The organism is Arthrobacter sp. P1_D4 (assembly GCF_056406115.1).
This window is the reverse complement of record NZ_JBFUAU010000008.1, coordinates 97302-120647: the sequence shown is the minus strand read 5'-3', so window position 1 is coordinate 120647 and position 23346 is coordinate 97302. Positions and strand designations below refer to the sequence as shown.

Annotated in this window: 21 protein-coding genes and 2 riboswitches; of the genes, 9 read left to right on the top strand and 12 right to left on the bottom strand. The window is 67.8% G+C overall.

The window, feature by feature from the left end:
- Positions 1-98: 98 nt before the first annotated feature.
- Positions 99-1643 (bottom strand): YibE/F family protein, encoded by a 1545-nt coding sequence (locus tag AC1D0A_RS09220; protein ID WP_243179637.1) that lies wholly within the window; start codon positions 1641-1643, stop codon positions 99-101.
- Between the two features lie 69 nt (positions 1644-1712).
- Positions 1713-3086, bottom strand: a complete 1374-nt coding sequence (locus AC1D0A_RS09215) for an FAD-binding oxidoreductase (RefSeq protein WP_243179638.1) — start codon at positions 3084-3086, stop codon at positions 1713-1715.
- A 269-nt stretch (positions 3087-3355) separates the two neighbouring features.
- Between AC1D0A_RS09215 and AC1D0A_RS09210 the strand changes: the two genes are divergently transcribed.
- From AC1D0A_RS09210 to AC1D0A_RS09195, 4 genes are all read left to right on the top strand, one after another.
- The gene (locus AC1D0A_RS09210; RefSeq protein ID WP_476945716.1) at positions 3356-4120 is read left to right on the top strand and encodes an alpha/beta hydrolase; all 765 of its coding nucleotides are present in this window, start codon (positions 3356-3358) and stop codon (positions 4118-4120) included.
- The gene (locus AC1D0A_RS09205; RefSeq protein WP_243179639.1) at positions 4120-4932 is read left to right on the top strand and encodes a DUF1295 domain-containing protein; all 813 of its coding nucleotides are present in this window, start codon (positions 4120-4122) and stop codon (positions 4930-4932) included. The genes AC1D0A_RS09210 and AC1D0A_RS09205 overlap by 1 nt, the downstream gene beginning before the upstream one ends.
- A gap of 46 nt (positions 4933-4978) precedes the next feature.
- The gene (locus AC1D0A_RS09200) at positions 4979-5836 is read left to right on the top strand and encodes a lysophospholipid acyltransferase family protein (RefSeq protein ID WP_243180348.1); all 858 of its coding nucleotides are present in this window, start codon (positions 4979-4981) and stop codon (positions 5834-5836) included.
- 70 nt (positions 5837-5906) lie between these two features.
- Entirely contained in the window at positions 5907-7346 is a 1440-nt protein-coding gene (locus AC1D0A_RS09195; RefSeq protein WP_243179640.1) for a short-chain fatty acid transporter, read from the top strand.
- Positions 7347-7445: 99 nt separating this feature from the next.
- Here the strand turns inward: AC1D0A_RS09195 and AC1D0A_RS09190 are convergent, their stop codons facing one another.
- The 3 genes from AC1D0A_RS09190 to AC1D0A_RS09180 form a co-directional block, all read right to left on the bottom strand.
- Positions 7446-8462: a GNAT family N-acetyltransferase gene (locus AC1D0A_RS09190; RefSeq protein ID WP_243179641.1), complete on the bottom strand. Its 1017-nt coding sequence runs from the start codon at positions 8460-8462 to the stop codon at positions 7446-7448.
- Between the two features lie 2 nt (positions 8463-8464).
- Entirely contained in the window at positions 8465-9850 is a 1386-nt protein-coding gene (locus AC1D0A_RS09185) for a glycine--tRNA ligase (RefSeq protein ID WP_476945651.1), read from the bottom strand.
- A 150-nt stretch (positions 9851-10000) separates the two neighbouring features.
- Positions 10001-10966, bottom strand: a complete 966-nt coding sequence (locus AC1D0A_RS09180) for a DMT family transporter (RefSeq protein WP_476945650.1) — start codon at positions 10964-10966, stop codon at positions 10001-10003.
- A 33-nt stretch (positions 10967-10999) separates the two neighbouring features.
- Here AC1D0A_RS09180 and AC1D0A_RS09175 point away from each other — a divergent pair, with 33 nt between their 5' ends.
- The gene (locus tag AC1D0A_RS09175) at positions 11000-11236 is read left to right on the top strand and encodes an RNA-binding S4 domain-containing protein (protein WP_018774572.1); all 237 of its coding nucleotides are present in this window, start codon (positions 11000-11002) and stop codon (positions 11234-11236) included.
- A 45-nt stretch (positions 11237-11281) separates the two neighbouring features.
- Here the strand turns inward: AC1D0A_RS09175 and AC1D0A_RS09170 are convergent, their stop codons facing one another.
- Positions 11282-11938 carry an alpha/beta hydrolase gene (locus tag AC1D0A_RS09170; RefSeq protein WP_476945649.1) on the bottom strand — a complete coding sequence of 219 codons (657 nt, stop codon included), beginning with the start codon at positions 11936-11938 and terminating at the stop codon, positions 11282-11284.
- 110 nt (positions 11939-12048) lie between these two features.
- Between AC1D0A_RS09170 and AC1D0A_RS09165 the strand changes: the two genes are divergently transcribed.
- On the top strand, positions 12049-12921 hold the full coding sequence (locus tag AC1D0A_RS09165; protein ID WP_043437127.1) for an SGNH/GDSL hydrolase family protein: 873 nt from the start codon (positions 12049-12051) through the stop codon (positions 12919-12921).
- A 113-nt stretch (positions 12922-13034) separates the two neighbouring features.
- A complete protein-coding gene (locus AC1D0A_RS09160; RefSeq protein ID WP_243180357.1) occupies positions 13035-13643 on the top strand; it encodes a hypothetical protein in 609 nt (202 codons plus the stop codon).
- Here AC1D0A_RS09160 and AC1D0A_RS09155 read toward each other — a convergent pair.
- From AC1D0A_RS09155 to mmsB, 3 genes are all read right to left on the bottom strand, one after another.
- Positions 13640-14206, bottom strand: a complete 567-nt coding sequence (locus tag AC1D0A_RS09155) for an isochorismatase family protein (protein ID WP_476945648.1) — start codon at positions 14204-14206, stop codon at positions 13640-13642. The two genes, AC1D0A_RS09160 and AC1D0A_RS09155, sit on opposite strands and share 4 nt — an antisense overlap.
- A 132-nt stretch (positions 14207-14338) precedes the next feature.
- The gene (locus AC1D0A_RS09150; RefSeq protein ID WP_476945647.1) at positions 14339-15823 is read right to left on the bottom strand and encodes a CoA-acylating methylmalonate-semialdehyde dehydrogenase; all 1485 of its coding nucleotides are present in this window, start codon (positions 15821-15823) and stop codon (positions 14339-14341) included.
- A 68-nt stretch (positions 15824-15891) separates the two neighbouring features.
- Positions 15892-16794, bottom strand: coding sequence for a 3-hydroxyisobutyrate dehydrogenase (gene mmsB / locus AC1D0A_RS09145; RefSeq protein ID WP_476945646.1), 903 nt, complete (start codon positions 16792-16794; stop codon positions 15892-15894).
- Between the two features lie 200 nt (positions 16795-16994).
- Between mmsB and AC1D0A_RS09140 the strand changes: the two genes are divergently transcribed.
- Entirely contained in the window at positions 16995-17894 is a 900-nt protein-coding gene (locus tag AC1D0A_RS09140; protein ID WP_459385970.1) for a LysR family transcriptional regulator, read from the top strand.
- Positions 17895-18001: 107 nt separating this feature from the next.
- Here the strand turns inward: AC1D0A_RS09140 and AC1D0A_RS09135 are convergent, their stop codons facing one another.
- The 3 genes from AC1D0A_RS09135 to AC1D0A_RS09125 all read right to left on the bottom strand — a co-directional run bounded on the left by AC1D0A_RS09135 (position 18002) and on the right by AC1D0A_RS09125 (position 22313).
- Entirely contained in the window at positions 18002-19381 is a 1380-nt protein-coding gene (locus AC1D0A_RS09135; protein WP_028278299.1) for an MFS transporter, read from the bottom strand.
- Positions 19382-19547: 166 nt separating this feature from the next.
- On the bottom strand, positions 19548-20687 hold the full coding sequence (gene metX / locus AC1D0A_RS09130; protein ID WP_243179646.1) for a homoserine O-acetyltransferase MetX: 1140 nt from the start codon (positions 20685-20687) through the stop codon (positions 19548-19550).
- A gap of 11 nt (positions 20688-20698) precedes the next feature.
- Positions 20699-20814: riboswitch (SAM riboswitch) on the bottom strand.
- A gap of 182 nt (positions 20815-20996) precedes the next feature.
- Positions 20997-22313, bottom strand: a complete 1317-nt coding sequence (locus tag AC1D0A_RS09125) for a bifunctional o-acetylhomoserine/o-acetylserine sulfhydrylase (RefSeq protein WP_028278300.1) — start codon at positions 22311-22313, stop codon at positions 20997-20999.
- Between the two features lie 61 nt (positions 22314-22374).
- Positions 22375-22490: riboswitch (SAM riboswitch) on the bottom strand.
- 169 nt (positions 22491-22659) lie between these two features.
- On the opposite strand from AC1D0A_RS09125, the gene AC1D0A_RS09120 reads away from it, so the two are divergent.
- Entirely contained in the window at positions 22660-23298 is a 639-nt protein-coding gene (locus tag AC1D0A_RS09120) for a VOC family protein (RefSeq protein WP_243179648.1), read from the top strand.
- Positions 23299-23346 lie beyond the last annotated feature (48 nt).

Below are 23346 nucleotides of genomic sequence, written 5' to 3'. Positions count from 1 at the left end.
CGACCATTGTCTCAAAGACGGGCAAATCGGCCCGGTCCCGCTCCGGCTATGTGGAAATCTCCCCGATCTGGCGGCGTTCGGTGCGGGCAGATTCGTAGTCAGCCCCGCAGTGCGGCCCGCCGCCCGCGGCGGGTGGCGCCACCGGCACCGGCACCGCCGGACCCGACTAGGTCTGGCTCGGTCTCATCCGGCCCAGTCCCAGCCGGCCCGATGCCATCCGGCTCGGTCTCCGCAGACCCGCCGCCGTCGGACCCGCCCCAGTCGGACGCACCGGCGGCGGGCGCGCGGCCGCCGGCCAGCACGCGGGCGGAAGCGGCACCGGGCGTCTCCGCGCCGCCCCTGACCGCACCGCCCCTGGCCGCACCGCCCCTGATGCCGGTGGCCTTGACCACCAGCACGGCGATGAGGGTGGTGACCGGCACGGCCAGGACGAGTCCCACGGAGCCGACGAGGGTGCGGATGACTTCCTCGGAAAGTTCGGCACTGGTCAGGGCGTCCCCGAGCGGCCGCTCGTAGAGCATGACCAGGATCAGCACCGGCAGGGCCGCGCCGGCATAGGCAAACGCGATGGTGTAGACGGTGGAGGCGATATGGTCCCGGCCGATCCGCATGGCGGACGTGAAGAGCTGCCGGGCGCTGGTTTCGGGGGCCAGTTCCCACAGTTCCCAGACGGCCGAGGACTGTGTGATGGTGACGTCGTTGAGCACGCCCAGCCCGGAAATGATCAGTCCGCACAGGATGATGCCGGAGATTGAGATGTTGTCTGAGATGTTGGTCAGGGTGGCAGCGTCGTGGCTGCCCACACCGGCGAGGTTGGCGGCGTCGGTGGCCCAGGCCGCCAGCAGCGCCGTAATGGCGAGGCCGAACATCGTCCCGAGCAGCGCCGTCGACGTGCGGGCGGAGAAGCCGTGGGCGAAGTAGAGCACCCCGATCATGATCACCGTGGATCCCACGAGAGCCAGGAGCAGCGGCGGCTTGCCCTCGACCAGCCCGGGCAGCATAAACGAGACAAGCACCACGTATGCGCCGACAAGCCCGATCAGGGCCCGCAGTCCGCGCCAGCGCGCCACGGCGATCACCACGACGGCGTAGAGCACGGCCAGGAAGACGATGGGCAGGGTCCGGACAAAGTCGACGAAGACATAGGCCGGCGCGCCCTGGCCCGCGGCGCCCTGCACCTTGGAGAGGTTCAGGTAGCGGATGCCGTCCCCGGGCTTCACGCCGTGGGACTTCGCGACGTCAGGGTTGATGACCACTTTCACCGGGTTGCCGCCCTTGTCCGGCTCGGTGTAGGCGAACGTGCATTGAGAGCCCTCGTTCGGCGGCTGCGGCGCGGCCCCGGAACCGGAGGTGCCCTGCTGGGCGGCGTCACCGCCGGCCTGGACATCCGAACAGCTGCCGACGACGACCCGCTGGATCTTGCCGGTGTCAAACGTCACCCCCGGGGCCGCCGCGTACGGGCTGGCCAGCGTGATGCCTTCCTTGCTTCCCGACGGCCACATGAAAGCCATGGCCGCCAGGGTCAGCAGGGTCAGCGGGATCAGGATGGCAGCCAGGATCCAGTTGGCCTTCTTCCGCGCAGCCAGCATTTGAGGCGTCGGCTCCGGATGTTCGTTGTGGGAGTGCGAGTGTCCGGCGCCCATCAGCAGTTCAACCTCATGCCGAAAACTTTACGGCGTGGGCGGTTCCGCTCAGGACCGATGACGCCGCGCTTACGCCGGCGCGATGTTCTGGTTGACGTGGAAGAGGTTCTGCGGATCGTATTTGGCTTTGACCTCCCTCAGCCGCTTGTAGTTCTCCCCGTAGTTCTCCGCAACCCTGGGTAGATCATCGCCGTCCATGAAGTTGATGTAGCCGCCGGGGGCCGAATAGGGCCGCAGGGCGGCCGCGTAGTCCCGCACCCACGCGATGTTTGCCTCGTTTTCCGCGGGGTCCATCCACTGCGCCGCGATCACGGGCGAAAACTTCACGTTCCTGTTGGCGAACGCCGTGTCCGTCACGCCCACCCGCTGGACCGCACCATCGATGGGGTAGAGGTGTACCGCGGTCTGCACGCTGGGGACCTTGCTGCCGTGTTCGATGTGCGCCGCGATGGCACCGTCGTTCAGTTCTGCCAGAAAATCCGCTTTCCAGTAGGCCTGCATGCCAGGGGGCTGCAGCGGGTCGAATGCCGAGTTCAAGGCGGGGTACGGCATTGGTCCCACCATGGATCCCGCAGCCGGCGCGGCGTCCAGGAACGGCTGCCAGCGTGCCGGACCTTCCGCCGGATCACCGGTCCACATGCCGACGATGACGCACACCGGTTTGCCATGCCATTCCTCGGGCAGGAACGGAACAGGAGGACCCTGGTGGAAGCCCAGGAACGCGCCAAACTCTTCAGGGGCGGTGGCCATGTAGTCCCGGTAAAACCGCGCCACCGTCTCGGCATGCTCGATGGGGTAAATGATGATGCCGGCGTGGACCATGTCCACGGGGTGCATCCGGTACTCGAACGACGTCACGACGCCGAAGTTCCCGCCGCCGCCGCGCAACGCCCAGAACAGGTCCTCGTTCTCGCTTTCGCTGGCGGTAAGGAATTTTCCCTCGGCCGTGACGACGTCGGCAGAGAGCAGGTTGTCGCAGCTGAGTCCATACTTGCGGCTCAGGTATCCAATGCCGCCGCCGAGGGTCAGCCCGGCGATGCCGGTCGAGCCGACAATGCCGCCGGGAGTTGCCAGCCCGAAGGCATGGGTCGCGTGGTTGAAGTCAGCCCACGTCGCACCCGGCTCCGCGCGCGCCGTCGCGGCTGCCGGATTAACCCGGACGCCGGTCATGTTGGAGAAATCGATGACCAGGGCGTCATCCCACGTGCCAAAGCCCGGGGCACTGTGTCCTCCACCGCGGACCGCCAGGTCCAGGGAGTTGTCCCGGGCGAAGTTGACGCAGGAGATGACATCGGCCACCTGGGATACCTGGGCCACCGCTGCCGGCCTCTTATCGATCATGCCGTTGAAGACTGCCCGTGCCGCATCGTAGCCGGCGTCGCCGGGCGTGATGATCTGCCCGCGGACTTGCCCGCGCAGGCTATCGAACTGTGTTCCGTTCATTATGTATACCGTCGATTTCGTCGTGAGATTCGACCGGACGGTTCTCTGCGCTCCCAGCCGGCGTGGCGCCCGGAGGTTTACCTGCTCATGCCTACTCTTCCCGCATTTCCCCGTCAAGGGCGCCAGCAAATGCACGCGTGCCGGCCGCACCCATCACCGGGGGCGCCGGCTCCGAATCCACACTAGGGACCACCGGCCTTGACGGGAGGGGGCCGCAACCTATGGTTGGTAATTGACGGACGAAGGACCGGAAGGAGACATACGTGGCAATGCGCAAACTCGACGACCGCGAGCCGGAGGCGCGCCGTTCCGGGGCCGTCGCCAAAGCCGTGCTGACCATCGCCGAAGCCGCCGGGGAGGCCCGCGGAGTCGTGTTGATCCTGCACGGCGGGCGGGCCGACAGTTTTGACGCAGTCCGCGGCCGGCACCTGAGTCCGGCCCGGATGGTGCCCTTCGCCCGGGCGCTGCACAGGCAGGGCGGCCCCCACGGGCTGGCCGTGTGGACCCTGCGCAACCGCTACCGCGGCTGGAACGGGGAGGACATGTCCCCCGTTCACGATGCCCGTTGGGCGCTCGCCCGGATCAGCCAGGAACATCCCGGCGTGCCGGTGTACCTGCTGGGCCACTCCATGGGCGGTCTCACGGCGCTGTGCGTGGCCGACGACGCGCAGGTCGAGGCCGTCGTCGCGCTCGCCCCGTGGCTGAACCACAAGACCTCGGTCCAGCCTGTCGCGGGCCGCCGCGTCCTGATCGTCCACGGGACCGACGACCGCTGGACCAGCCCGGCGAACTCACTGGACTATGCCCGGCGCGCCGAGGGCGTCGCCGCGTCCGTTGACTACGTCTCGCTCAAGGAGGCCGGCCATTTCATGATCCGCCGGCTGCCACTGTGGAACGTGCTGGCGAACGGCTTCGTCCTGGACGCCTTCAGCGAGGCAACGGGGGCCGATGTTTCCGGCGCCAGGGACGCATTGCGCAGCGCCCTCGGCGGCGCCCCGCCGGCGGCCGGAACGCGTATGCCGGTGGTGTTGTGATGCCGCCGTTCCCGCTCGATGCCTTCCTTGCCAGCCTGCCCTGGGTCATCGCGGGACTCGTGGTGCTGCTCGCAGTGACTTTCGCGGTTGCCGTGCGGCAGAACCGGCACTCCGTCATCGACACCGTCTGGGGTCTGGGCTTCGTGGTGGTGGCCGGCATCTCGTGGGTGCTTTCCGCCGGATACGGCGACGCCGGCAGGCGGCTGCTCCTGCTTGCCCTGGTCGCGGTGTGGGGCATCCGCCTCGCCGTCCACATCGGGGCACGCGCACGCGGCGGCCACGAGGACCCGCGCTACGTGGACATGCTCGCCGGAGCGCCCGGATCACGCAATGTCTATGCCCTGCGGCGGGTCTACCTGCCCCAGGGGCTGGTGATGTTCTTCGTCTCGCTCACCATCCAGGTCGGCATGTTCGCCACGGGAAGCCTGGGCTGGCTGGCGTTCGCCGGCGTCCTGCTCTGGATCCTTGGCTTCGTGTTCGAGACGGTCGGCGACTGGCAGCTGACGCAGTTCAAGGCCGATCCCGCCAGGCGCGGCACCGTCCTCAACACCGGCCTGTGGCGCTACACCCGCCACCCCAACTATTTCGGCGACGCCGCCGTCTGGGCAGGGCTGTTCCTGGTGGCGGCCGATTCCTGGCCGGGTGTCCTGACCGTGCTCTCCCCCGCCCTGATGATCTGGACGCTCGCCGGCAAGACCGGGAAGCCGCTGACGGAAAAGGCAATGTCCGCGCGTCCCGGGTACAAGGAATACATCGACTCCACCTCCGGCTTCCTGCCCTGGCCGCCCCGGCGGCGGGTGGGCGGACACTGACGTGCGCGGCCCGGCAGGTGCCCGGCACGGGCTGGGCTGGCGGCCCGTGAAGTGGCGGCCGGAGCCCAGCGACCGGTTCTACCGTTTCATTGTCCGCACCGGGCTGGCGCTGCGCTGGCTGTTCCGGATCCGCGTCCTCGTCACGGGGCGGGAGCACCTGCCCCAGCCCGGGCCTCCCAATGCCTCAACCCGCGGCGCATCAACCCGCCTCCCGTCCCGCCCGGTGGTGCCCGGCCAGGGCGCCGTGATCGCGATCACGCACTTCGGCTACCTCGACTTTGCCTTTGCCGAGATGCTGCTGTGGTGGCACAACCGGGCCCAGCTGCGTTTCCTCATCACGCAGGGCGCCGCCGACCACTGGTTTGCTGGCCCCGCGGTCAGCGCCGCCGGGCATGTGGTGGTCGGGTACGGATCGGGAGCACACGCCTACGACGCCGCCGTCGCCCGCCTGAGGGAGGGCGAATACGTCGCCGTCCTGCCAGAGGCCGGCGTGAGCCGCAGCTTCACGGTGCGCGAATGCAAGACCGGTGCGGTGCGGATGGCCGCCGAGGCCGGCGTGCCGATCATCCCGGTCTCCATCTGGGGCGCCCACCGGCTGATGACCCGCCACCATGCCTTCTCGCCTCGGCACGCCTGGCGCGCCCCGGTCCGCATCCACGTCGGCGAGCCGATCCTTCCGGGCTCGCTCCCGGACCCGGCCGACGACGCCCGGGCCGCGACGGCGCGCCTGGCCAAGACCCTGCAGGACGGGATCGACGCCGGCATTGCCGATTTCCCCCTGCGACCGGCCCCCGGGGCCTGGTGGATGCCGGCCGGTCTTGGCGGCGGCGCCCCGACCGAGGAGGAAAGACGCCGGCTCGACGAGGCCGACGGCCCCCGGCGCGCAGGTGCCAAGCGCCGATAAGCCCTACTTCCGCCATCGTCTTGACTAAACTCCGTGGGGTACAAAAAGCACTCAATGGAGAGGGACACCTGTGGCAAGCACAGTCGTGACCAAGAGCGGAACCGAAGAACGCGGTCTCGCACGGATAGCCCAACGAATGGCGGCGTGGACGGAGCGGTGGTTCCCGGACGCCTACATCTTCGCCCTCGCCGGCGTCGTCATCATCGCGGTGGCCGCACTCGCCATCGGCGCCACGCCCCAGGCAATCGCCGACTCGTTCGGCAACGGCTTCTGGGACCTGACGGCCTTTACCCTGCAGATGGCCATGGTGGTCCTCACCGGCTACGTCGTGGCCACCTCCCCGCCCGTGGCGAGACTGATCAACAGGCTGGCGCTCGTGCCGTCAACGGCGCGGACCGCGGTGAGCTTCGTGGCCGTGCTCGCCATGTCCGTGTCCTTCCTCAACTGGGGGCTCAGCCTGATCTTCGGCGGGCTGCTGGCCCGCGCGATTGCCCGCCGCAAGGACCTGACGGTGGATTACCGTGCCCTGGGTGCGGCGGCGTTCATGGGCCTCGGCGCCGTCTGGGCTCTGGGGCTGTCCTCCTCTGCCGCGCAGCTGCAGGCCACGGCCGCGTCGCTGCCGCCGGCGCTGCTGAAGATCACGGGCATCCTGGACTTCGGCACCACGATCTTTACCTGGCAGTCACTGCTGACGCTGGCCATCCTGATGGCCCTGACCACCGTGATTGCTCACTTCTCCGCGCCCCAGGGCGGCTCGATCCGCACCGCAGAGGACCTGGGCGTGGACCTGGACGACGAGCCGGCCGAGTCCGCGCCGCGTTCCCGGCCGGGCGAATGGCTCGAATACAGCCGGGTCCTGCCGATCCTGGCGGGCGTCCTCACGCTCGGCTGGCTCGTCTCGCAGTTCCTCACCAAGTCCTTCCTCAGCGTGGTCAGCAGCCTCAACGGCTACCTGCTCGTGTTCCTCATCCTGGGCCTGGTCCTGCACGGGACGCCGCGGAACTTCCTGCAGGCCGTGACGAAGGCCGTCCCGGCCACCGCGGGCATCCTCGTGCAGTTCCCGCTGTACGCGGCGATGGCGGCCATCCTGACCAAGGCCACGGGAACCGGCGGCATGAGCCTCTCCACCCACCTCGCGGCGTTCTTCTCGGACATCGGCAGCGGCGGCGGCTTCGCCGTCGTCATTGCCCTCTACACGGCTGTACTGGGCATCCTGGTCCCCTCCGGGGGCGGAAAATGGCTGGTAGAGGCGCCCTACGTGATGCAGTCGGCCACCGACGTGCAGATGAACCTCGGCTGGACCGTGCAGATCTACAACATCGCCGAGGCGCTGCCGAACCTGGTCAACCCGTTCTTCATGCTGCCGCTGCTCGCGGTGCTGCGGCTGCGCGCCCGGGACCTGGTGGGCTTCACCTTCCTGCAGTTCGTCTTCCACCTGCCGGTGGTCCTGCTGCTCGTCTGGCTGCTGGGCATGACCTTCGACTTCGTGCCGCCGGTGATGCCCAAATAACGGCGCCCCCCATAAGTGGGTCTTAACGCAGACTGACCCGCAGCTGCGGCCGTCATAGAGCTTTCTACGGCTACAGCTGCGGGTCAGTCGGGTTAAGGCCTAGGCCGGGTCGGAGACGACGAGCGTTTCCGAGCCCTGGACATGGGCCTTGCCGCTCTCGAGCAGCGGTTCGACGACGGTGCGCAGGGCGGTCATGGCGTCGTCCAGTTCGAGCATCACCGGGTGCTGGTAAGCGATCAGGGCCAAAAGGTCCCGGACGGCGGCCTTGGCCTCGTCCGCGCCAAGCTTGGGCTCGTGCCCGAGGAACACCTCAGTAGGCTCAGTGGTCGAGGCCGCGCCGCCGGCACCGGCATCGGCGCCGCCGTCGGCCCCCGGAATTCCCTGGGCGTAGCTGATGGCGAACCCCTCCAGCCGGCCCTTGCGGCTGGCCGCGATGCCGTGCCCGAAGGCGCTGGCCTTGGGCGCCCGCAGCACGATCGCTCCGTGGGCGCCGCTGAGGTCATCGAGGAACAGGCGCTGCACCGCGGCGACGCTCAGCTCCCCCGGGCTGTCCCAGCCGTGCACGGCCGTGTAGTAGCGTCCCACGACGTCGCTGAGCTCCACCGAACCCGTGGCCAGGTCCTCGACCTGGTCGGTGGCCGCGGACTCCGAACCGTCGCCGAACACCGGCAGCTTGAGCGGAGCCGGGTCAACGACGACGAGGCGGGAACGCTGGATCGGGGCCAGGCCCGCGGCCTCGGCAAACGCCGCACCGGGTGTGCCCGGCTCCACTTTGCAGCGCAGTCTGGACACGCCCGACGGCGCCTGGGCGGCCTCGTGCCGCAGCATGGTCAGCAGCGTGGACCCCAGGCCGGCGCGGCGGTGGTCCCGGGCGACCTCGACATACGCCCAGAGCCGGTCCGGGTGCAGCGAGGCCTCGTGGACCACGGCGGCCGCCACCGGAATGGCGACACCGTCCACGACGTCCTCGGCCACGATGCAGCGGCGCCACGGGGAATTGCCCGAGGGCGACAGCGTCCCGCGGAACTGTCCGGCCTGGACGGTCTCAGGGCCGCCCCAGATTTCCAGCAGCGCGAGGTCGTCGCCTTCCCGCCATTCCCGGTATGCGATCGCCATGATCAGGCGCCGATCAGCCGTGCGGCCAGGTAACCCTCCACCTTGTCCAGGGAGACGCGTTCCTGGCTCATGGTGTCGCGTTCGCGGATGGTGACGGCCTGGTCCTCGAGCGTGTCGAAGTCCACGGTGATGCAGAACGGGGTGCCGATCTCATCCTGGCGGCGGTAGCGGCGGCCGATGGCGCCGGCGTCGTCGAACTCGATGTTCCAGCTCTTGCGCAGCTGCGCTGCGAGGTCCTTGGCCTTCGGGGACAGGTCCTCGTTGCGGCTCAGCGGCAGCACGGCCGCCTTCACCGGCGCCAGGCGCGGATCGAGCTTGAGCACGGTGCGGATGTCCACCCCGCCCTTGGCGTTGGGGGCCTCGTCCTCGGTGTAGGCATCGATCATGAAGGCCATGAACGAACGGGTCAGGCCGGCAGCGGGCTCGATCACATACGGGGTGTAGCGTTCGTTGGTGGCCTGGTTGAAGTAGCTCAGGTCCGCGCCGGAGGCCTTGGCGTGGGTGGAGAGGTCAAAGTCGGTGCGGTTGGCGATGCCCTCGAGCTCGCCCCACTCCGAGCCCTGGAATCCGAAACGGTATTCGATGTCCGTGGTGCCCTTGGAGTAGTGGCTGAGCTTGTCCAGCGGGTGCTCGAAGAAGCGCAGGTTCTCTTCGCGGATGCCCAGGCCCGTGTACCAGGACATGCGTTCCTTCATCCAGTACTCGTGCCACTGTTCGTCGGTGCCGGGCTCGACGAAGAATTCCATCTCCATCTGCTCGAACTCGCGGGTGCGGAAGATGAAGTTGCCGGGCGTGATCTCGTTGCGGAAGGACTTGCCGATCTGGCCGATGCCGAAGGGCGGTTTCTTCCGCGAGGTGGTCAGGACGTTGGAAAAGTTCACGAAGATGCCCTGGGCCGTTTCGGGCCGCAGGTAGTGCAGGCCTTCTTCGCTGGCGACGGGGCCAAGGTAGGTCTTGAGCAGCCCGGAGAATTCATGGGGCTCGGTCCACTGGCCGCGGGTGCCGCAGTTGGCGCAGGCGATGTCCTTGAGGCCGTTCTCGGCGGGACGGCCCTTCTTCTCCTCGTACTCTTCCTCGAGGTGGTCCGCGCGGTAGCGCTTGTGGCAGGACAGGCACTCCACCAGCGGGTCGGAGAACACATCGACGTGGCCGGAGGCCTCCCACACCTGACGGGGCAGGATAACGGAGGAATCCAGGCCCACGACGTCGTCGCGGCCGCGGACCACGGACTGCCACCACTGGCGCTTGATGTTTTCCTTGAGCTCGGCGCCGMGCGGGCCGTAGTCCCAGGCAGAACGGGAGCCACCATAGATTTCACCGGCCTGGAAAACGAATCCCCGGCGCTTGGCGAGGGAAATGATCTGGTCGAGGACGGATTTTGCTGCCATGGGAACTCCAATTTTCTACAGGGCCGCTGGGTGCGGTCCGTGGTGTTGGCCCCGGGACGCCGGCTGGTTGCCGGCCGGGACGATACGAACAAAGCGATACGAACAATGCACTGCGAACAGTGCGATGCAAACTCCAAGCCTACCGGCCCGCTACCGCTTCAGCGCGCCCTTGGGCCAGGGCAGGGTGGCCAGGACGATGGCGCCGAGCGTCAGGATGGTGCCGAGGACCGTGGGGAGGGCGATCACCGTTCCGGGCACCGGCAATAGAAGGTCCAGTCCGAGGGACCCCAGCAGCTGGCCGGCAATCATCCCGAGGCCGGTGACCAGCACGCCCAGGCTGCGGACCAGGAGGGCGCCGATGCCGATGAAGATGCAGCCGAGCGGGCCGCCAAGGTAGTACCACCACTGCGCCGGGAGGGGGTTGCCGGCCCCGGCCACGGCGAGTTTGATCAGCCAGGCCACCCACAGCAGGGCCGCTCCGGCGATGAAGTTCACGAGTGTCGCGGCGATGGGGGTGCCGTAGTGCACGGTGGCTGTGCCGTTCATGGCCTGCTGGAAACTCATCAGGAACCCGGCCAGGAGCGGAAGCATCACGGGAACCAGCAACTGCAGCCCGGATTCCCCGGCGCTGAATCTGGGCGACACCGCCCAGGCGACGGCGGCAACGGTGAGCACACTGCCGAGCACCCGGATGCCGGTAATGGGCCTCTTCCCCGCCGGTCCGATCCCCATCCGGTCCACCAGCAGGCCGCTGAGGGTCTGTCCCGTCACGGCGGCCACCGTGAAGAGGGCGACGCCGAGCAGTCCCACGGTGAAGGACTGGGCGAAGACGAAGAGGGCGCCGATGCAGCCGGCCAGGACGTAGTACGGCGGAAACTGCCGTTCGCGCACGGCGGGCAGGATCCGCGCCAGCCCTGCGCGGCCCCGGGGCAAGGCCAGGGAAATGACCGTCATGACCAGCAGTCCGGTGCTGAAGCTGACGACGGCGGCACCGATTCCGTCCTCCAGCGCCACCCCGAGGGCGCCGTTAATCCGGCCCTGGATCGGGATGAACAGTCCCGTTGCGACGGCCATGGGCAGGCCGACGATCAGCGGAAGACGGCGGTGATGGGTCATAGGTGCCACCTTAGGTCAGGCATTATTGCTTGTATGAGCAATCCGGAATTCGAAGACATCACTATCCGCGACAGCATGATCCGGCTGGGCCAGCTGCTGAAGCTTGCGAATCTGGTCGAGGACGGCGTGGAGGCCGCCGAACTGATCAAGAACGGGCTGGTGAAGGTCAACGGCGAAATCGACGAGCGCCGCGGCCGCCAGCTGCACGACGGCGACACCGTCACCGTGAACGGCCGGACCGTGCGGATCAGCGCGCCCCCGGCCGCCTAGCCGCCCGCCCGGCGCCGCTTCCCGGCGCACACTTCCCCGGCGCGCCTACTTCTTGGCGTTGAGCACCACGTGCGTGAGGAACTCCGAGACGTGGCCGATCTCCTGCTGGTTGATGCCGTGCCACATGCCCGTGTAGAGGACCTTGGTGAGCTTCACGTGCTTGCGCACCCAGCCGACGGTGTAGTCGATCTTGTCCTCGGTGATCACGGGGTCCTGCTGGTCCCGCCCCCAGAACAGCGGCACAGTGCCGTCCAGTTCGCCGTCGCGGAAGCTGGGGTCATCGCCGGCGTCGACGACAAACCCTGACAGCCCGACGACGGCGGCAAAGTCCGCCGGCCGCTGCCGCAGCAACGTGGTGGCCATCGCCATGCCCATCGAGAACCCCAACAGCGTCACCGACGGGTGGTTGGCTTTGACGCCGTCGAGCCAGTCCTGAACGTAGCCTGCCGCGACCTTGACGGCGTCGAGCGAGTAGTCAATGGACCCTGTCAGCGGGAACCAGGTGAAGCCCGGTCCCATGGCGATCGGGGCGCGCAACGAGGCCACCGCAAATTCCTGCGGCAGCATCCCGGCCAGGCTGAGCAGATCCTGTTCGTTGGCGCCGTAGCCGTGCAACAGGACAAGAAGCGGCTTGCCGGCCCGTTCCTGCTCCTTCTGGGACCATTGGACGACAGGGGCGGGGAAGGCGTCAGCGTGAGTCATGGAACTATTCTTACAGTTACCCGACGGTAACAAATTACGGGGCGCAGCTAATACGGTGGCGCAGCTAAACGGGAACAGTGCAGGATAAGGGGGTGAGCAATACCTATCCCATGGAAAATTCACCGGACACCCCAGCCGAGACCACCGTTGACACCGTCACCCACCCGTGGACCCGGTATGTGGCGATGGGCGACTCATTCACGGAGGGCATCGGCGATCCGGAACCGGCCAGTCCGGGCGGCCATCGGGGCTGGGCGGACCGCGTGGCCGAGGAACTCAGCCGTGGGCACAACGACTTCGCCTACGCGAACCTGGCCGTCCGTGGCCGGCTCCTGCAGCAGATCGTGGACCAGCAAATGGCTCACTGCCTGTCCCTCAAACCGGACCTCATCACGCTCTCCGCAGGCGGCAACGACCTCATCCGCCCGGGCGGCGATCCGGACGTGCTGGCCGAAAAGCTGGATTCGGTGGTGCAGATCCTGAGCCTGGGCGGCGCCACCGTTGTCCTGTTCAACGGCCCGGATACCGGCTCCACGGTGCTGGGCCGGATCCGCAGCAAGGTGGCCATTTACAACGAGAACCTGCGCACGATCGCCGCGCGCCACGACGCCGTGATCGCGGACATGTGGTCGCTGCGCCAGCTCAATGACCCGCAGATGTGGAATGTCGACCGGCTGCATTTCTCACCGCTGGGCCACCACACGATCGCGGCCATGGTGCTGGACTCGCTGAACGTCGAGCACACGCTCCAGCCCCTCTCCCCCAAACCGCTGCCACAGCGCAGTTGGCGCGAGGCGCGCAGCGGGGACCTGGTGTGGGCCAGGGAGTATTTCGTCCCCTGGGTGGTCCGCCGGCTGCGGCACCGCTCCTCCGGCGACGGCATGACGGCCAAGCGGCCGCTGGCCGGACCGGTGTTCGGTCCCGGCGTTCCGCTTGGTTCCGGCGAAGGCCCGCCCGGAGCCGAGGACGCGGTCCGGTCCTGAGGCTTCGGGCCTGAGCCTGCGGGGCATAAGCTGGAGGAACACTTCTCCGGCCCTACAGATGAGCCCGCAGATGAGAAGGCCCAGCAGCTGAAAGGCCCAGTACCGTGAGCAGTATGTTCTTCTGGATCATCGTGTTGTCCTTCCTGGTTCCCGTGGCGATGCGCCTCTACCGCAGGTCTGCCCGCGGCCGGAACCAGGGCACGCCGGGACAGTTCGGCCGGTTCCCGGGCAGCCAGAACAACCCCGGCCAGGGTAACCAGCCGCGTGATGGCTACACCCAGCAGGACTACTTCGGCGGCTTTGGCCAGCTGGGCGCCCCGAAGCAGTCGGGTCCTGCCAACGAGCCGTATCCCAACCCGCCGTACCCCAGCGCGGAGTACCCGAGCGCGCAGAACCCCCGTCCCCGGTTTCCGGACCAGCCGTTCCCGAACCAGCCGTACCCCGGCCAGCAGTACCCAAACCCGGTCGGCTACCAGTCCCCCGTCCCGTACGAGGACAGCCCGGAGTACCTGAACAACCCGCCGCAACCGCAACGGCCGCAGGCATCGCAAACTCCCCCGGCGCCGGGCGCGGGACAGGCGCAGGCGCCGCAGTCTCCGCCGCCGTCGGCCGGGCAGGGCTACCGGGCCCGCAAGCTGGCCGAGCTCGACCAGCAGTACACCGACGGCAAGCTGTCCATGGAGGACTACATGGCCCAGCGCGCGGAAATCATGAAGGGCTAAGACCCTGCCGGGCCGGCGAACTCGACGTCGGCCGCTTTGACCGTTCCCGCCGTCCGCCCCGGCGCCTTGTGGTACTGCCAGTACAGATTGGTGTGCGCGACCACCAGAGCCGGCGGCGGGGCGCCGTACTCGGTCAGGTCCTCGGTGGTGTGGGCGTCGGCGACCAGCGTGACGTCGTAGCCGCGGGTGATCGCGCCGTGCAGGGTCGAGCGGATGCACTCGTCGGTCTGCGCACCGGCCAGGAAGAAGCGCCCGATGCCGCGCCCGGCCAGCACGGATTCCAGGTCGGTGGCCTCGAAGGCGTCGCTGTACTCCTTGGCCACGAGCGGCTCCGAACTGCGGCGCGCGAGCTCCGGCACGTACTGCCAGCCGTCGCTGCCGCGCGGGAGTTCCTCACCGCTGTGCTGCACCCAGACGACGTCCACCCCGGCGCCGCGGGCCTTGTCCACGAGCGCGGCGATGGTTGCGACGACGTCGTCGCGGCGGTATGCCTCAGCGACCACACCGATCTGCATATCGACGACGAGCAATGCCGTGTTGGGACGGTTGACGAGCGTGGTCATGGTGCCTCCCGGATCCTGGCTGTCCCTGTCTGCCTACTCTAATCCCGGACCCCGAAAGCAACGAGGGGTCACTTGCGGCCCATAATCCAGTGCCGGATAAGTGACCCCGCGTCGCTTTGACGGGCAGAAGCGTCAGTCGACCTGGGGGAAGCCGAGGTCGATCACCGAGGTGGACGGGTCCGGCCAGCGGGTGGTGACCACCTTGCCGCGGGTGTAGAAACGGATGCTTTCCGGGCCGTACATGTGGGTGTCGCCGAACAGCGAATTCTTCCAGCCGCCGAAGGAGAAGGTGCCCACCGGCACCGGGATGGGCACGTTGACGCCCACCATGCCGGCCTCGACGTCGAACTCGAACTGGCGGGCGGCGCCGCCGTCGCGGGTAAAGATGGCCACGCCGTTGCCGAACTCGTTGTCGTTGACCAGCTTCACGGCGTCGGCGTAGGTCTCGACGCGGACCACGGAGAGGACGGGCCCGAAGATCTCGTCGTCGTAGACCTTCATTCCGGGCTTGACGTGGTCGATCAGGCTGACGCCGATGAAGAAGCCGTTGGAGTCGAATTCGTGTTCGCGGCCGTCCACCACCACGGTGGCGCCCTCGTTGGCCGCGCCGGCAACGTAGGAGGCCACTTTGTCGCGGTGCTCGGCCGTGATGAGCGGACCCATCTGGGAGGCCGGGTCCGTGCCCGGGCCGATCGCGAGGGCTGCCATGCGGGTGGTGATCGCCTCCACGAGGTCGTCGGCGATGCTGCCGACCGCGACGAGGACGCTGACTGCCATGCAGCGCTCCCCGGCGGAGCCGTAGGCGGCCGAGACGGCGGCATCCGCGGCCATGTTGAGGTCCGCGTCCGGCAGGACCACCATGTGGTTCTTCGCCCCGCCCAGTGCCTGGACGCGCTTGCCGTGATCGGCGGCGCGCTTGTAGATGGACTGCGCGATCGGCGTCGAGCCGACAAAGCTGATGGCCTTGACCGTCGGGTGTTCCAGCAGGACATCCACGGCTTCCTTGTCCCCGTGGACCACGTTGAGCACCCCTGCCGGCAGCCCGGCCTCAGCGAAGACCTGGGCGATGAAGATGGCGGAGGACGGGTCCTTCTCGCTCGGCTTGAGCAGCACGGTGTTTCCGCAGGCCAGGGCGCTGCCGATCATCCACAGCGGCACCATGGCGGGGAAGTTGAACGGCGTGATGCAGGCGACGACGCCGACCGGCTGGCGGACCGAGTGGACATCGACGCCGCCGGAGACCTGCTCCGAGCGTTCGCCTTTGAGCATGTGGGAGAGCCCGGTGGCGAATTCGATGTTCTCCAGGCCGCGGGTGATTTCACCTTCCGCGTCAGAGAGGACCTTGCCGTGCTCGCTGGTGAGCAGGGCCGCGAGTTCGGGCCGGCGCTGCATGAGCAGTTCACGGACCTTGAAGAAGATGGCTGTGCGCCTGGCCAGGCTCGTGGCGCGCCAGCCGGGCAGGGCGGCGCGGGCGGCCTCGATGGCCTCCTCGACGCGGGCGGCGGAGGCCATGCCGACCTCTTTCTCCTGCTCGCCGGTGGCCGGGTTGAACACGGGGCCGAAGCGCTCGGCGTCGGCAATCAGGGCGCCGTTGATGAAGTGCGGGATGCGTTCCATGGGTGGGTCTCTTTCGTGAAGGGCAGGGCCGTGAAGGGCAGGGCCGTTAAGGGCAGGGCCGTTAAGGGCTAGTTGGCGGACTCGAGGGTGCCGTCGACGAGCTTGACGATCATCGAGCAGTCCTGGCCGGACTGGCCGGAGTCGATGAGCCGCTGGAAGAGCTGCTGGACGTGCTCGCCGAGTTCCAGCGGGGTGCCGGTGTCCCGCGCGGCGCTGATGGCCAGGCCGATGTCCTTGTTGGCCAGTTCGGTGGTGAATGTCGGAGCGAAGTCGTTGTTGGACGCGGCGGTCGGCACGACGCCGGCCACGGGGTACCAGGTGCGCAACGCCCAGCTGTCGCCGGAGGAGACCGACGCGATGTCCCAGAAAACCTGCTTGTCCAGGCCGAGCCGATCGGCCAGGACCGCGCCCTCGGCGGTGGAGGCGAGGTTGATGAAGAGCATGAGGTTGTTGCAGATCTTCGCGGCCTGGCCGGTAGTGGCGCCGCCGGTGGGGATGATGTTCGCGGCCATCGGGCGGATGTATTCGGTGGCGTCGGCGACGGCGCCGGCCTCGCCGCCGATCATGAACGTCAGCGTGGCGGCCTTCGCGCCGCTCATGCCGCCGGAGACGGGTGCGTCGACGAAGCGGAAGCCGGCGGCAGCGGCGGCGTCGTGCAGGGCCTGTGCGGAGGCGATGTCAATGGTGGAGGAATCCACCAGGAGGGTCCGGGTGTCCGCGTGGGCAAGGACGCCGTCCTGGCTGAGGTACACGGCGCGGGCGTGCTCACCTTTGGGGAGCATGGTGAAGACGACGTCGGCACCGGCGACGGCCTCGGCGATGCTGCCGGCGGCCTTGACTCCCCCGGCTTCGGCGGCGGCAACGGCTGCGCTGTTGAGGTCGAAGCCACGGACTTCGTGTCCGGCGTTTGAGAGGTTGACGGACATGGATCCGCCCATGTTTCCGAGTCCGATCCAGGCGATGACTGCCATGGCTTAAGCTCCTTTGCTTGATGTGCTGCCGGGCGCCTCGACGCGCTCCGGCCTGAAAACCGAAACTCCGGCGCCCCGTGTCCACCATCACACCCTGCTAGAGTGCAATCAAGGTAAAAAATCACAGATGCCATGTGCACAGATGCACAATGACGGCTCTGGCTCCGCCACACTCGCTGCAGAGGGGGACAATAGTGGACTTGCGCCGGCTTCCGAGCCCCGACGACCTGCTGATCCTGCTGACCGTGGCACGGCTGGGCCGGTTCAACGCCGTGGCCGAGACGCTCGGCACCACCCACACCACCATTTCCCGCCGCGTCCTGGCCCTCGACAAACAGCTCGGCGGCCGGACGCTCGAACGCAGCCCGCACGGCTGGGAGCTGACCGAACTCGGCAGCCAGGCGGTCGCGGCGGCGGAAGCCATCGAGGGCACTCTCGGTGCCCTCTCCAGCAGCATTGCCCGCTCCGGCGACGTGGTCTCCGGCTTGGTCCGGATCAGCACCCCGGACGGCTTCGGCGCCGAATTCCTGGCCCCGGCCCTCGTCCGGCTGCAGCGGGCGAATCCGTTGCTCAACGTCGAACTGCTCAGCGCCACCCGCAAGGTGAGCCAAAACCGCTCCGGCGTGGACCTGGAAGTGGTGGTGGGCAACATGGACACCACCACCGCCCGCGCGATCTTCCTGAGCAACTATTTCCTCAGGCTGTACGCCAGTCCCGGCTATGCGCAGGAGCACGGGCTTCCGGCAACGCTCGACGACGTCCGGCAGCACGGCTTTGTCTCCTACGTGGAATCGGCGCTCCAGGTCGCGGAGCTGGGCCACCGTTCAACGCAGCTGCCGGTGCCCCGGTCCAGCTTCCAGGCCACAAGCGTCTTCGCCCAGCTGGAGGCCGTCCGGCGGGGCGCCGGGATAGGCCTGCTCCCCAATTTCCTCGTGGCGGGCCGGCCGGAATTTCTGCCCGTCCTGCCGGACGACTTCCAGCGCCAGCTGCCCATCTGGGCTGTGGCGCGGCCCGAGGCGCTGCGTTCGGCCCCGGTCCGTGCCGTGCTGGAGGCGATCCGGACCGAGATTGCCGACCGCCAGGCGGTCCTGGCAGGCTGAGCGGTCCTGGCGGGCTGAGCCAGCCTGCCGGGCCGGTCCTGCTTCCAAACGCCAACAGCCCGAGCCCCGCAGTGCGGGACCCGGGCTGTTGCCGTGCTAATTCGTTGTTACTTCTTGCTGGCGGCGAGGAGGTCAGCGGTGCCCTGGGCGTCGGCGGCGTCGACGTCGCGGAGCGAGATGCCGCGGGTTTCCTTAAGGAAGAACACCGCAACCAAGGTGACCACACAGGCGCCGAGGAGGTAGATGGCGACCGGGACCGAGGACTTGTACTGGCCCAGGAGCGCGACGGCGATGATCGGAGCCAGCGAACCGGCCACAATCGAGGTGACCTGGTAGCCCAGCGAGACGCCGGAGTAGCGCATCCGGGTCGGGAACATTTCGGCCATGAGCGCCGGCTGGCCGGCGTACATCAGGGAGTGGAACAGCAGGCCGATGGTGATCGCAGCGAGGATGACGAGGTCGTTCTTGGTGTCCATCATCGGGAACGCGAAGAATCCCCACGTTCCGCCGAGGATGGCGCCGGCCATGTAGACCGGCTTGCGGCCGACGTTGTCCGAGAGCCTGCCGACCATCGGGATCACGGCGAAGTGGACGATGTGCGCCACAAGCAGCAGCAGCAGGATCCGCGAGGTGTCCGTCTGGACGATGACCTTCAGGTAAGTGATCGAGAAGGTGACCACAAGGTAGTAGAGAATGTTCTCGGCGAAGCGCAGACCCATGGCGGTGAAGACGCCGCGCGGGTAGCGGCGGAAGACCTCGGCCACGCCGTAGCCCTTGTGGCCGGCCTCGACCTCCTTGCGGGCCTCCAGGAAGATGGGGGCGTCCTGGACCTTGGTGCGGATGTAGTAGCCGACCAGCACGATCACGGCGGAGAGCCAGAAGGCTACGCGCCAGCCCCAGCTGAGGAAGTCGGCGGAGGACAACGTGGCGGAAAGGGTGAAGAGGACAGCCGTGGCCAGGAGGTTGCCCATCGGAACCGCCGACTGCGGCCAGCTTGCCCAGAATCCGCGGGACTTGCTCGGGCTGTGTTCGGCGACGAGAAGGACTGCGCCGCCCCATTCACCGCCAACGGCGAAGCCCTGGGCGAAGCGCAGGAAGACCAGCAGGGCCGGGGCCCAGTAGCCGATCTGCGCGAAGGTGGGCAGGCAGCCCATGGCGAAGGTGGCAACGCCGACAAGGATGATGCTCAGCTGGAGCAACTGCTTGCGGCCGAACTTGTCGCCGAAGTGGCCGAAGACGATGCCGCCGATCGGGCGGGCAATGAAGCCGACCGCGTAGGTGAGGAAAGCGGCGAGGATGCCATCCAGTTCCGAACCGGTGTTCGGGAAGAACAGCTTGCCGAACACAAGGGTGGCGGCGGAGGCGTAGAGGAAAAACTCGTACCACTCAACCACGGTGCCGGCCATGGAGGCCGCCACCACCTTCTTCAGGCCGGACGTTTTGACGTCGGTTTCTTCAGCGCGCCTTGCGGCGTTTTCCGTACTCATCGTGACTCCTTCGGCGTCTCCATCGACACCCTGTGGACCATTGGACTGAGGACGCTTGTGATTTAGGGCACAGGGCGTCATTCCCCATGAGTATGGACGCTCCGGCCCTCAGCCTCAACGGCCATTAGTGCAGAGCGCATCTGCAAAAATGCACAAGCGGGCCGGCCTAGTGGCTGAAGAAGGTCTCCCGGAGCTGCCCGCTGAGCTGGCCGATTTCGGTCAGGAAGCCGTCGTGGCCGATTGGCGCTTGAATGATATGCAGTTCCGGGCCGCCCGGCAGGGCCTCTGCCAGTTGACGGGACTGGGCCGGGAAATACAGGCGGTCCGAGTCCACGGCCGCCACCAGGAATTCTGCGGTGGCCGGGGCCAGTGCCTCCCCGAGACCTCCGCGCCCCCGGCAGACATCGTGGCTCATGAGGGCTTCGGTGATCGCGATGTAGCTGTTCGCGTCGAAACGCCGGGCCAGTTTGCTGCCCTGGTGGTCCAGGTAGCTTTCCACCTGATAGCGCCCGCGTCCGGCCAGCGATCCGGCTTCCAGGGGCGTCTCGGACTCTTGGGCGTTGCGGCCAAACCGGCCGTCCAGTTCGGCCGCTGAGCGGTAGGTGATGTGCGCGATGCGGCGGGCGAGGGCGAGCCCCGACTCGGGTTCCGGGCCGCCGTAGTAGTCCCCGCCCCTGAAGTGGGGGTCCTGGCGGATGGCCAGCGTCTGTGCCTGCGCGAAGGCAATCTGTTCGGCAGTGCTGCTGGCGCCGACGGAAATCACGGCGCAGCGCCGGACCCGGCCGGGAAACGTGACGGCCCATTCAAGGGCCCGCGCGCCGCCGAGCGAGCCGCCCAGCACCGCGTACCAGCTGCCGATGCCCAGGGCATCGGCCAGCCGCGCCTCGGCGGCGGCGGTGTCCCGCAGGGTGACCAGCGGGAACCGCGATCCCCAGGGGCGCCCGTCGGGGGCCGGGGTGGAAGGTCCGGTGGATCCGTAGCAGCCGCCCAGGATGTTGATCGAAACGACGAAGTACTTGTCCGTGTCCACGGGAGCCCCGGGTCCGGCGAGCTGTTCCCACCAGCCGGGCTCCCCGCTCTCGCCGCGGGTCACGTGTGTGTCGCCGGTCAGGGCGTGTTCAATGAGCACTGCGTTGGAGGCGTCCGCGTTCAGGGTCCCCCACGTCTCGTAGGCGAGCACCACATCCGGCAACGGAGTCCCGGATTCGAGCTGCAGATCACCGATCCTGACGAACTGGACGGTCCCGTCAGGGGTCCGGGATGGTTTGGTTTCGGGAACACCCGTGCGGGTGACGGCAATCGTCATGTGAGGACCTATCTTCGCGCTTGCCCGCCGTCAGCTGACCGGCAGGCCAGGTCTTCACCCGGGGCACCCCGCCGCAAAAGGAGGGTTGCCGGCCAGCAAGCCGGGGCTGTCGCTGGCACTCATGACCTGGTACGAGTCTACGAAACAGGGTGCGGAAATCACGAAGATTATGACTTCCATGTGACAGCCGGACCCGTCAGCACCGCAGTTTCCCCACCTTTGACAGCCGTGACCGGCGGGTCGCGCCGAAGTGCCGGCGATTCCCGGCGTCATGCCAGCAAGGTGGGGAAATTCCGCGTGGGCTTCCGTCTAGGCGGTCTTGGCCGCGCGGAATCCGGCGTCGAGGTCCGCCAGGATGTCGTCAATATGCTCCAGTCCCACCGAAAGCCGCACCAGCCCGGGATTCACCCCGGCGATCACCTGCTGTTCGGGCGAGAGCTGGCTGTGGGTGGTCGACGCCGGATGGATCACCAGCGACCGGACATCGCCGATGTTCGCGACGTGCGAGTGCAGTTCGAGGGCATCGACGAACCGCTTGCCGGCCTCCGCTCCCCCGGCGATGTTGAACGCCACGACGGCGCCTGTCCCCTTGGGCCCGTACTTGCGGCCGCGCTCGTACCAGGGGCTGGACGGCAGCCCGGCGTAGGCGACCGATTCGACGTCGTCCCGCCCCTCCAGCCATTGCGCCACCTTCGTGGCGTTGGCCACGTGGCGCTCGACGCGCAGGCTCAGCGTTTCGATGCCCTGGGCGATGAGGAAGGCGTTGAACGGGGACACCGCGGAGCCGAGGTCGCGCAGGAGCTGGACCCGGGCCTTGAGGATGTAGGAGAGGTTCGCGCCCAGCGCGCCGTCGGCTCCGAGGTCGCGGGCGTAAACCAGGCCGTTGTAGGTGGGGTCCGGGGTGTTGAAGCCGGGGAACCGCTCCGGGTCTTTCCCGAAGTCGAAGTTGCCGGAGTCCACGATCACGCCGGCGATTGCGGCGCCGTGCCCGCCGAGGTACTTGGTGGCCGAATGGACCACGATGTCCGCGCCCCACTCGATCGGCCGGATCAGGTAGGGGGTGGAGAGCGTGTTGTCGACCACCAGCGGCACGCCGGCCTCGTGCGCCACGCGGGAGACGCCCTCGATGTCCAGGACGTCCTGGCGGGGGTTGGAGACCACTTCGCCGAAAAACAGCTTGGTGTTGGGCTGGACGGCGTCCCGCCACTGGTCCAGGTTGTCCGGGTCCGCCACGAAGGTCACGGAGATGCCGAACTTCTTCAGCGTGTGCGCGAGCAGGTTGTAGGTTCCGCCGTAGAGGCTGGGGCTGGCCACCACATGGTCCCCGGCCTCGGCGATGTTGAGGATCGCGAACGTCTCGGCGGCCTGGCCGGAGCTGAGCAGCAGCGCCGCGAGGCCTCCTTCCAGGCTGGCGACGCGCTGTTCGACGGCGTCCTGGGTCGGGTTGCCGATCCGGGTGTAGATGGGCGCGAGCTCGGCGAGCGCGAAGCGGTTCGCGGCGCTTTCGGCGCTGGGGAACACGAACGACGTCGTCTGGTAGATGGGCAGGGAACGCGCGCCGGTGGCGCTGTCCGGCTCCTGGCCGGCGTGGATCTGGCGGGTTTCAAAGGACCAGGCATTGGACATTGGTGCTCCTCGAGTCACTGGGCACAGCACCGGCCGGGGCTTTCGGCCCGAACCGGAACAGGCGCCGCGCTTGCCCTCCGGCGGGCGCCGGACGGCCAGGTCTTCACCCGGGGCACCCCACCGCGATACGAGGGTTGCCGGCCAGCAAGCCGGGGCTGTGCGCTGGCACTCATGACCTGGCTTCAGTGTAGGAATGGCGGCGGAGCCCTGGATAGCTTTGTGACGAAGATGAAGAGGGCTGCCGTGACGGAGCATCCGGGGCGCCGCGTTCGGCGCCCCGGGACGTCCCATGACGGTTAGGGGAGCCTAAGCTGAGAGGTCCATCACAAAGTGCCAAGATGATGGCATGCGCATGGATCACGTTTCTTACGCCTGTGAACACGATGGCTTGGCAGCCACCACTGAACGTATTGCGTCTGCCCTCGGCGTTGAAGCCGTGAAGGGTGGAGTGCACCCCCGTTTCGGGACACGCAACATGATTATCCCGCTCGCGGGACACAAGTACCTGGAAGTCGTGGAGGTCCTGAACCACCCGGCCTCCGACAAGGCCCCGTTCGGCCAGGCCGTCCGGGCACGCTCCGAGGCCGGCGGCGGCTGGATGGGCTGGTGCGTCGAGGTTGACGACCTGGCCCCGTTCGAGGAGCGGCTCGGCCGCGCCGCCGTCAACGGCAACCGGAAGTTTCCCGACGGCCGCGAACTGATCTGGAAGCAGATCGGCATCCTGGGGCTCATCGCCGACCCCCAGGTGCCGTACATGCTCAAGTGGGAGGGCGACCCGGAGTTGCACCCGTCCAACGCCTACGCGAGCGATGTCAAGATGTCCGCACTGACCATTGCCGGTTCGGCCGCGCGCGTCACGGAGTGGCTGGGCGAACCGGTTGAAAAGCCGCTGGAAGACGTCGCCGTGAACTGGATCGCGCCGCACGGGACTCCCGGCATCCTCTCTGTCACCTTCGAGACCGCCTCCGGAGCGGTCACGATCTAACGCTCCACCTGCCCCACGCTTCGGCCGCCATCTCTTAGGTGCCAACGT

What these genes read in the sequence shown, in the direction of transcription:
- AC1D0A_RS09205 (WP_243179639.1), top strand. Translation starts at nt 4,120, where the DNA reads ATGCCGCCGTTCCCGCTCGATGCCTTCCTTGCCAGCCTGCCCTGGGTC.
- metX (WP_243179646.1), bottom strand. Translation starts at nt 20,687, where the DNA reads ATGACGATTGCCGTCACCCGCACGGGTGTTCCCGAAACCAAACCATCC.
- AC1D0A_RS09135 (WP_028278299.1), bottom strand. Translation starts at nt 19,381, where the DNA reads ATGAGTACGGAAAACGCCGCAAGGCGCGCTGAAGAAACCGACGTCAAA.
- mmsB (WP_476945646.1), bottom strand. Translation starts at nt 16,794, where the DNA reads ATGGCAGTCATCGCCTGGATCGGACTCGGAAACATGGGCGGATCCATG.
- AC1D0A_RS09160 (WP_243180357.1), top strand. Translation starts at nt 13,035, where the DNA reads ATGTTCTTCTGGATCATCGTGTTGTCCTTCCTGGTTCCCGTGGCGATG.
- AC1D0A_RS09170 (WP_476945649.1), bottom strand. Translation starts at nt 11,938, where the DNA reads ATGACTCACGCTGACGCCTTCCCCGCCCCTGTCGTCCAATGGTCCCAG.
- AC1D0A_RS09190 (WP_243179641.1), bottom strand. Translation starts at nt 8,462, where the DNA reads ATGGCGATCGCATACCGGGAATGGCGGGAAGGCGACGACCTCGCGCTG.
- AC1D0A_RS09175 (WP_018774572.1), top strand. Translation starts at nt 11,000, where the DNA reads ATGAGCAATCCGGAATTCGAAGACATCACTATCCGCGACAGCATGATC.
- AC1D0A_RS09165 (WP_043437127.1), top strand. Translation starts at nt 12,049, where the DNA reads ATGGAAAATTCACCGGACACCCCAGCCGAGACCACCGTTGACACCGTC.
- AC1D0A_RS09155 (WP_476945648.1), bottom strand. Translation starts at nt 14,206, where the DNA reads ATGACCACGCTCGTCAACCGTCCCAACACGGCATTGCTCGTCGTCGAT.
- AC1D0A_RS09215 (WP_243179638.1), bottom strand. Translation starts at nt 3,086, where the DNA reads ATGAACGGAACACAGTTCGATAGCCTGCGCGGGCAAGTCCGCGGGCAG.
- AC1D0A_RS09220 (WP_243179637.1), bottom strand. Translation starts at nt 1,643, where the DNA reads ATGGGCGCCGGACACTCGCACTCCCACAACGAACATCCGGAGCCGACG.
- AC1D0A_RS09150 (WP_476945647.1), bottom strand. Translation starts at nt 15,823, where the DNA reads ATGGAACGCATCCCGCACTTCATCAACGGCGCCCTGATTGCCGACGCC.
- AC1D0A_RS09120 (WP_243179648.1), top strand. Translation starts at nt 22,660, where the DNA reads ATGCGCATGGATCACGTTTCTTACGCCTGTGAACACGATGGCTTGGCA.
- AC1D0A_RS09180 (WP_476945650.1), bottom strand. Translation starts at nt 10,966, where the DNA reads ATGACCCATCACCGCCGTCTTCCGCTGATCGTCGGCCTGCCCATGGCC.
- AC1D0A_RS09210 (WP_476945716.1), top strand. Translation starts at nt 3,356, where the DNA reads ATGCGCAAACTCGACGACCGCGAGCCGGAGGCGCGCCGTTCCGGGGCC.
- AC1D0A_RS09125 (WP_028278300.1), bottom strand. Translation starts at nt 22,313, where the DNA reads ATGTCCAATGCCTGGTCCTTTGAAACCCGCCAGATCCACGCCGGCCAG.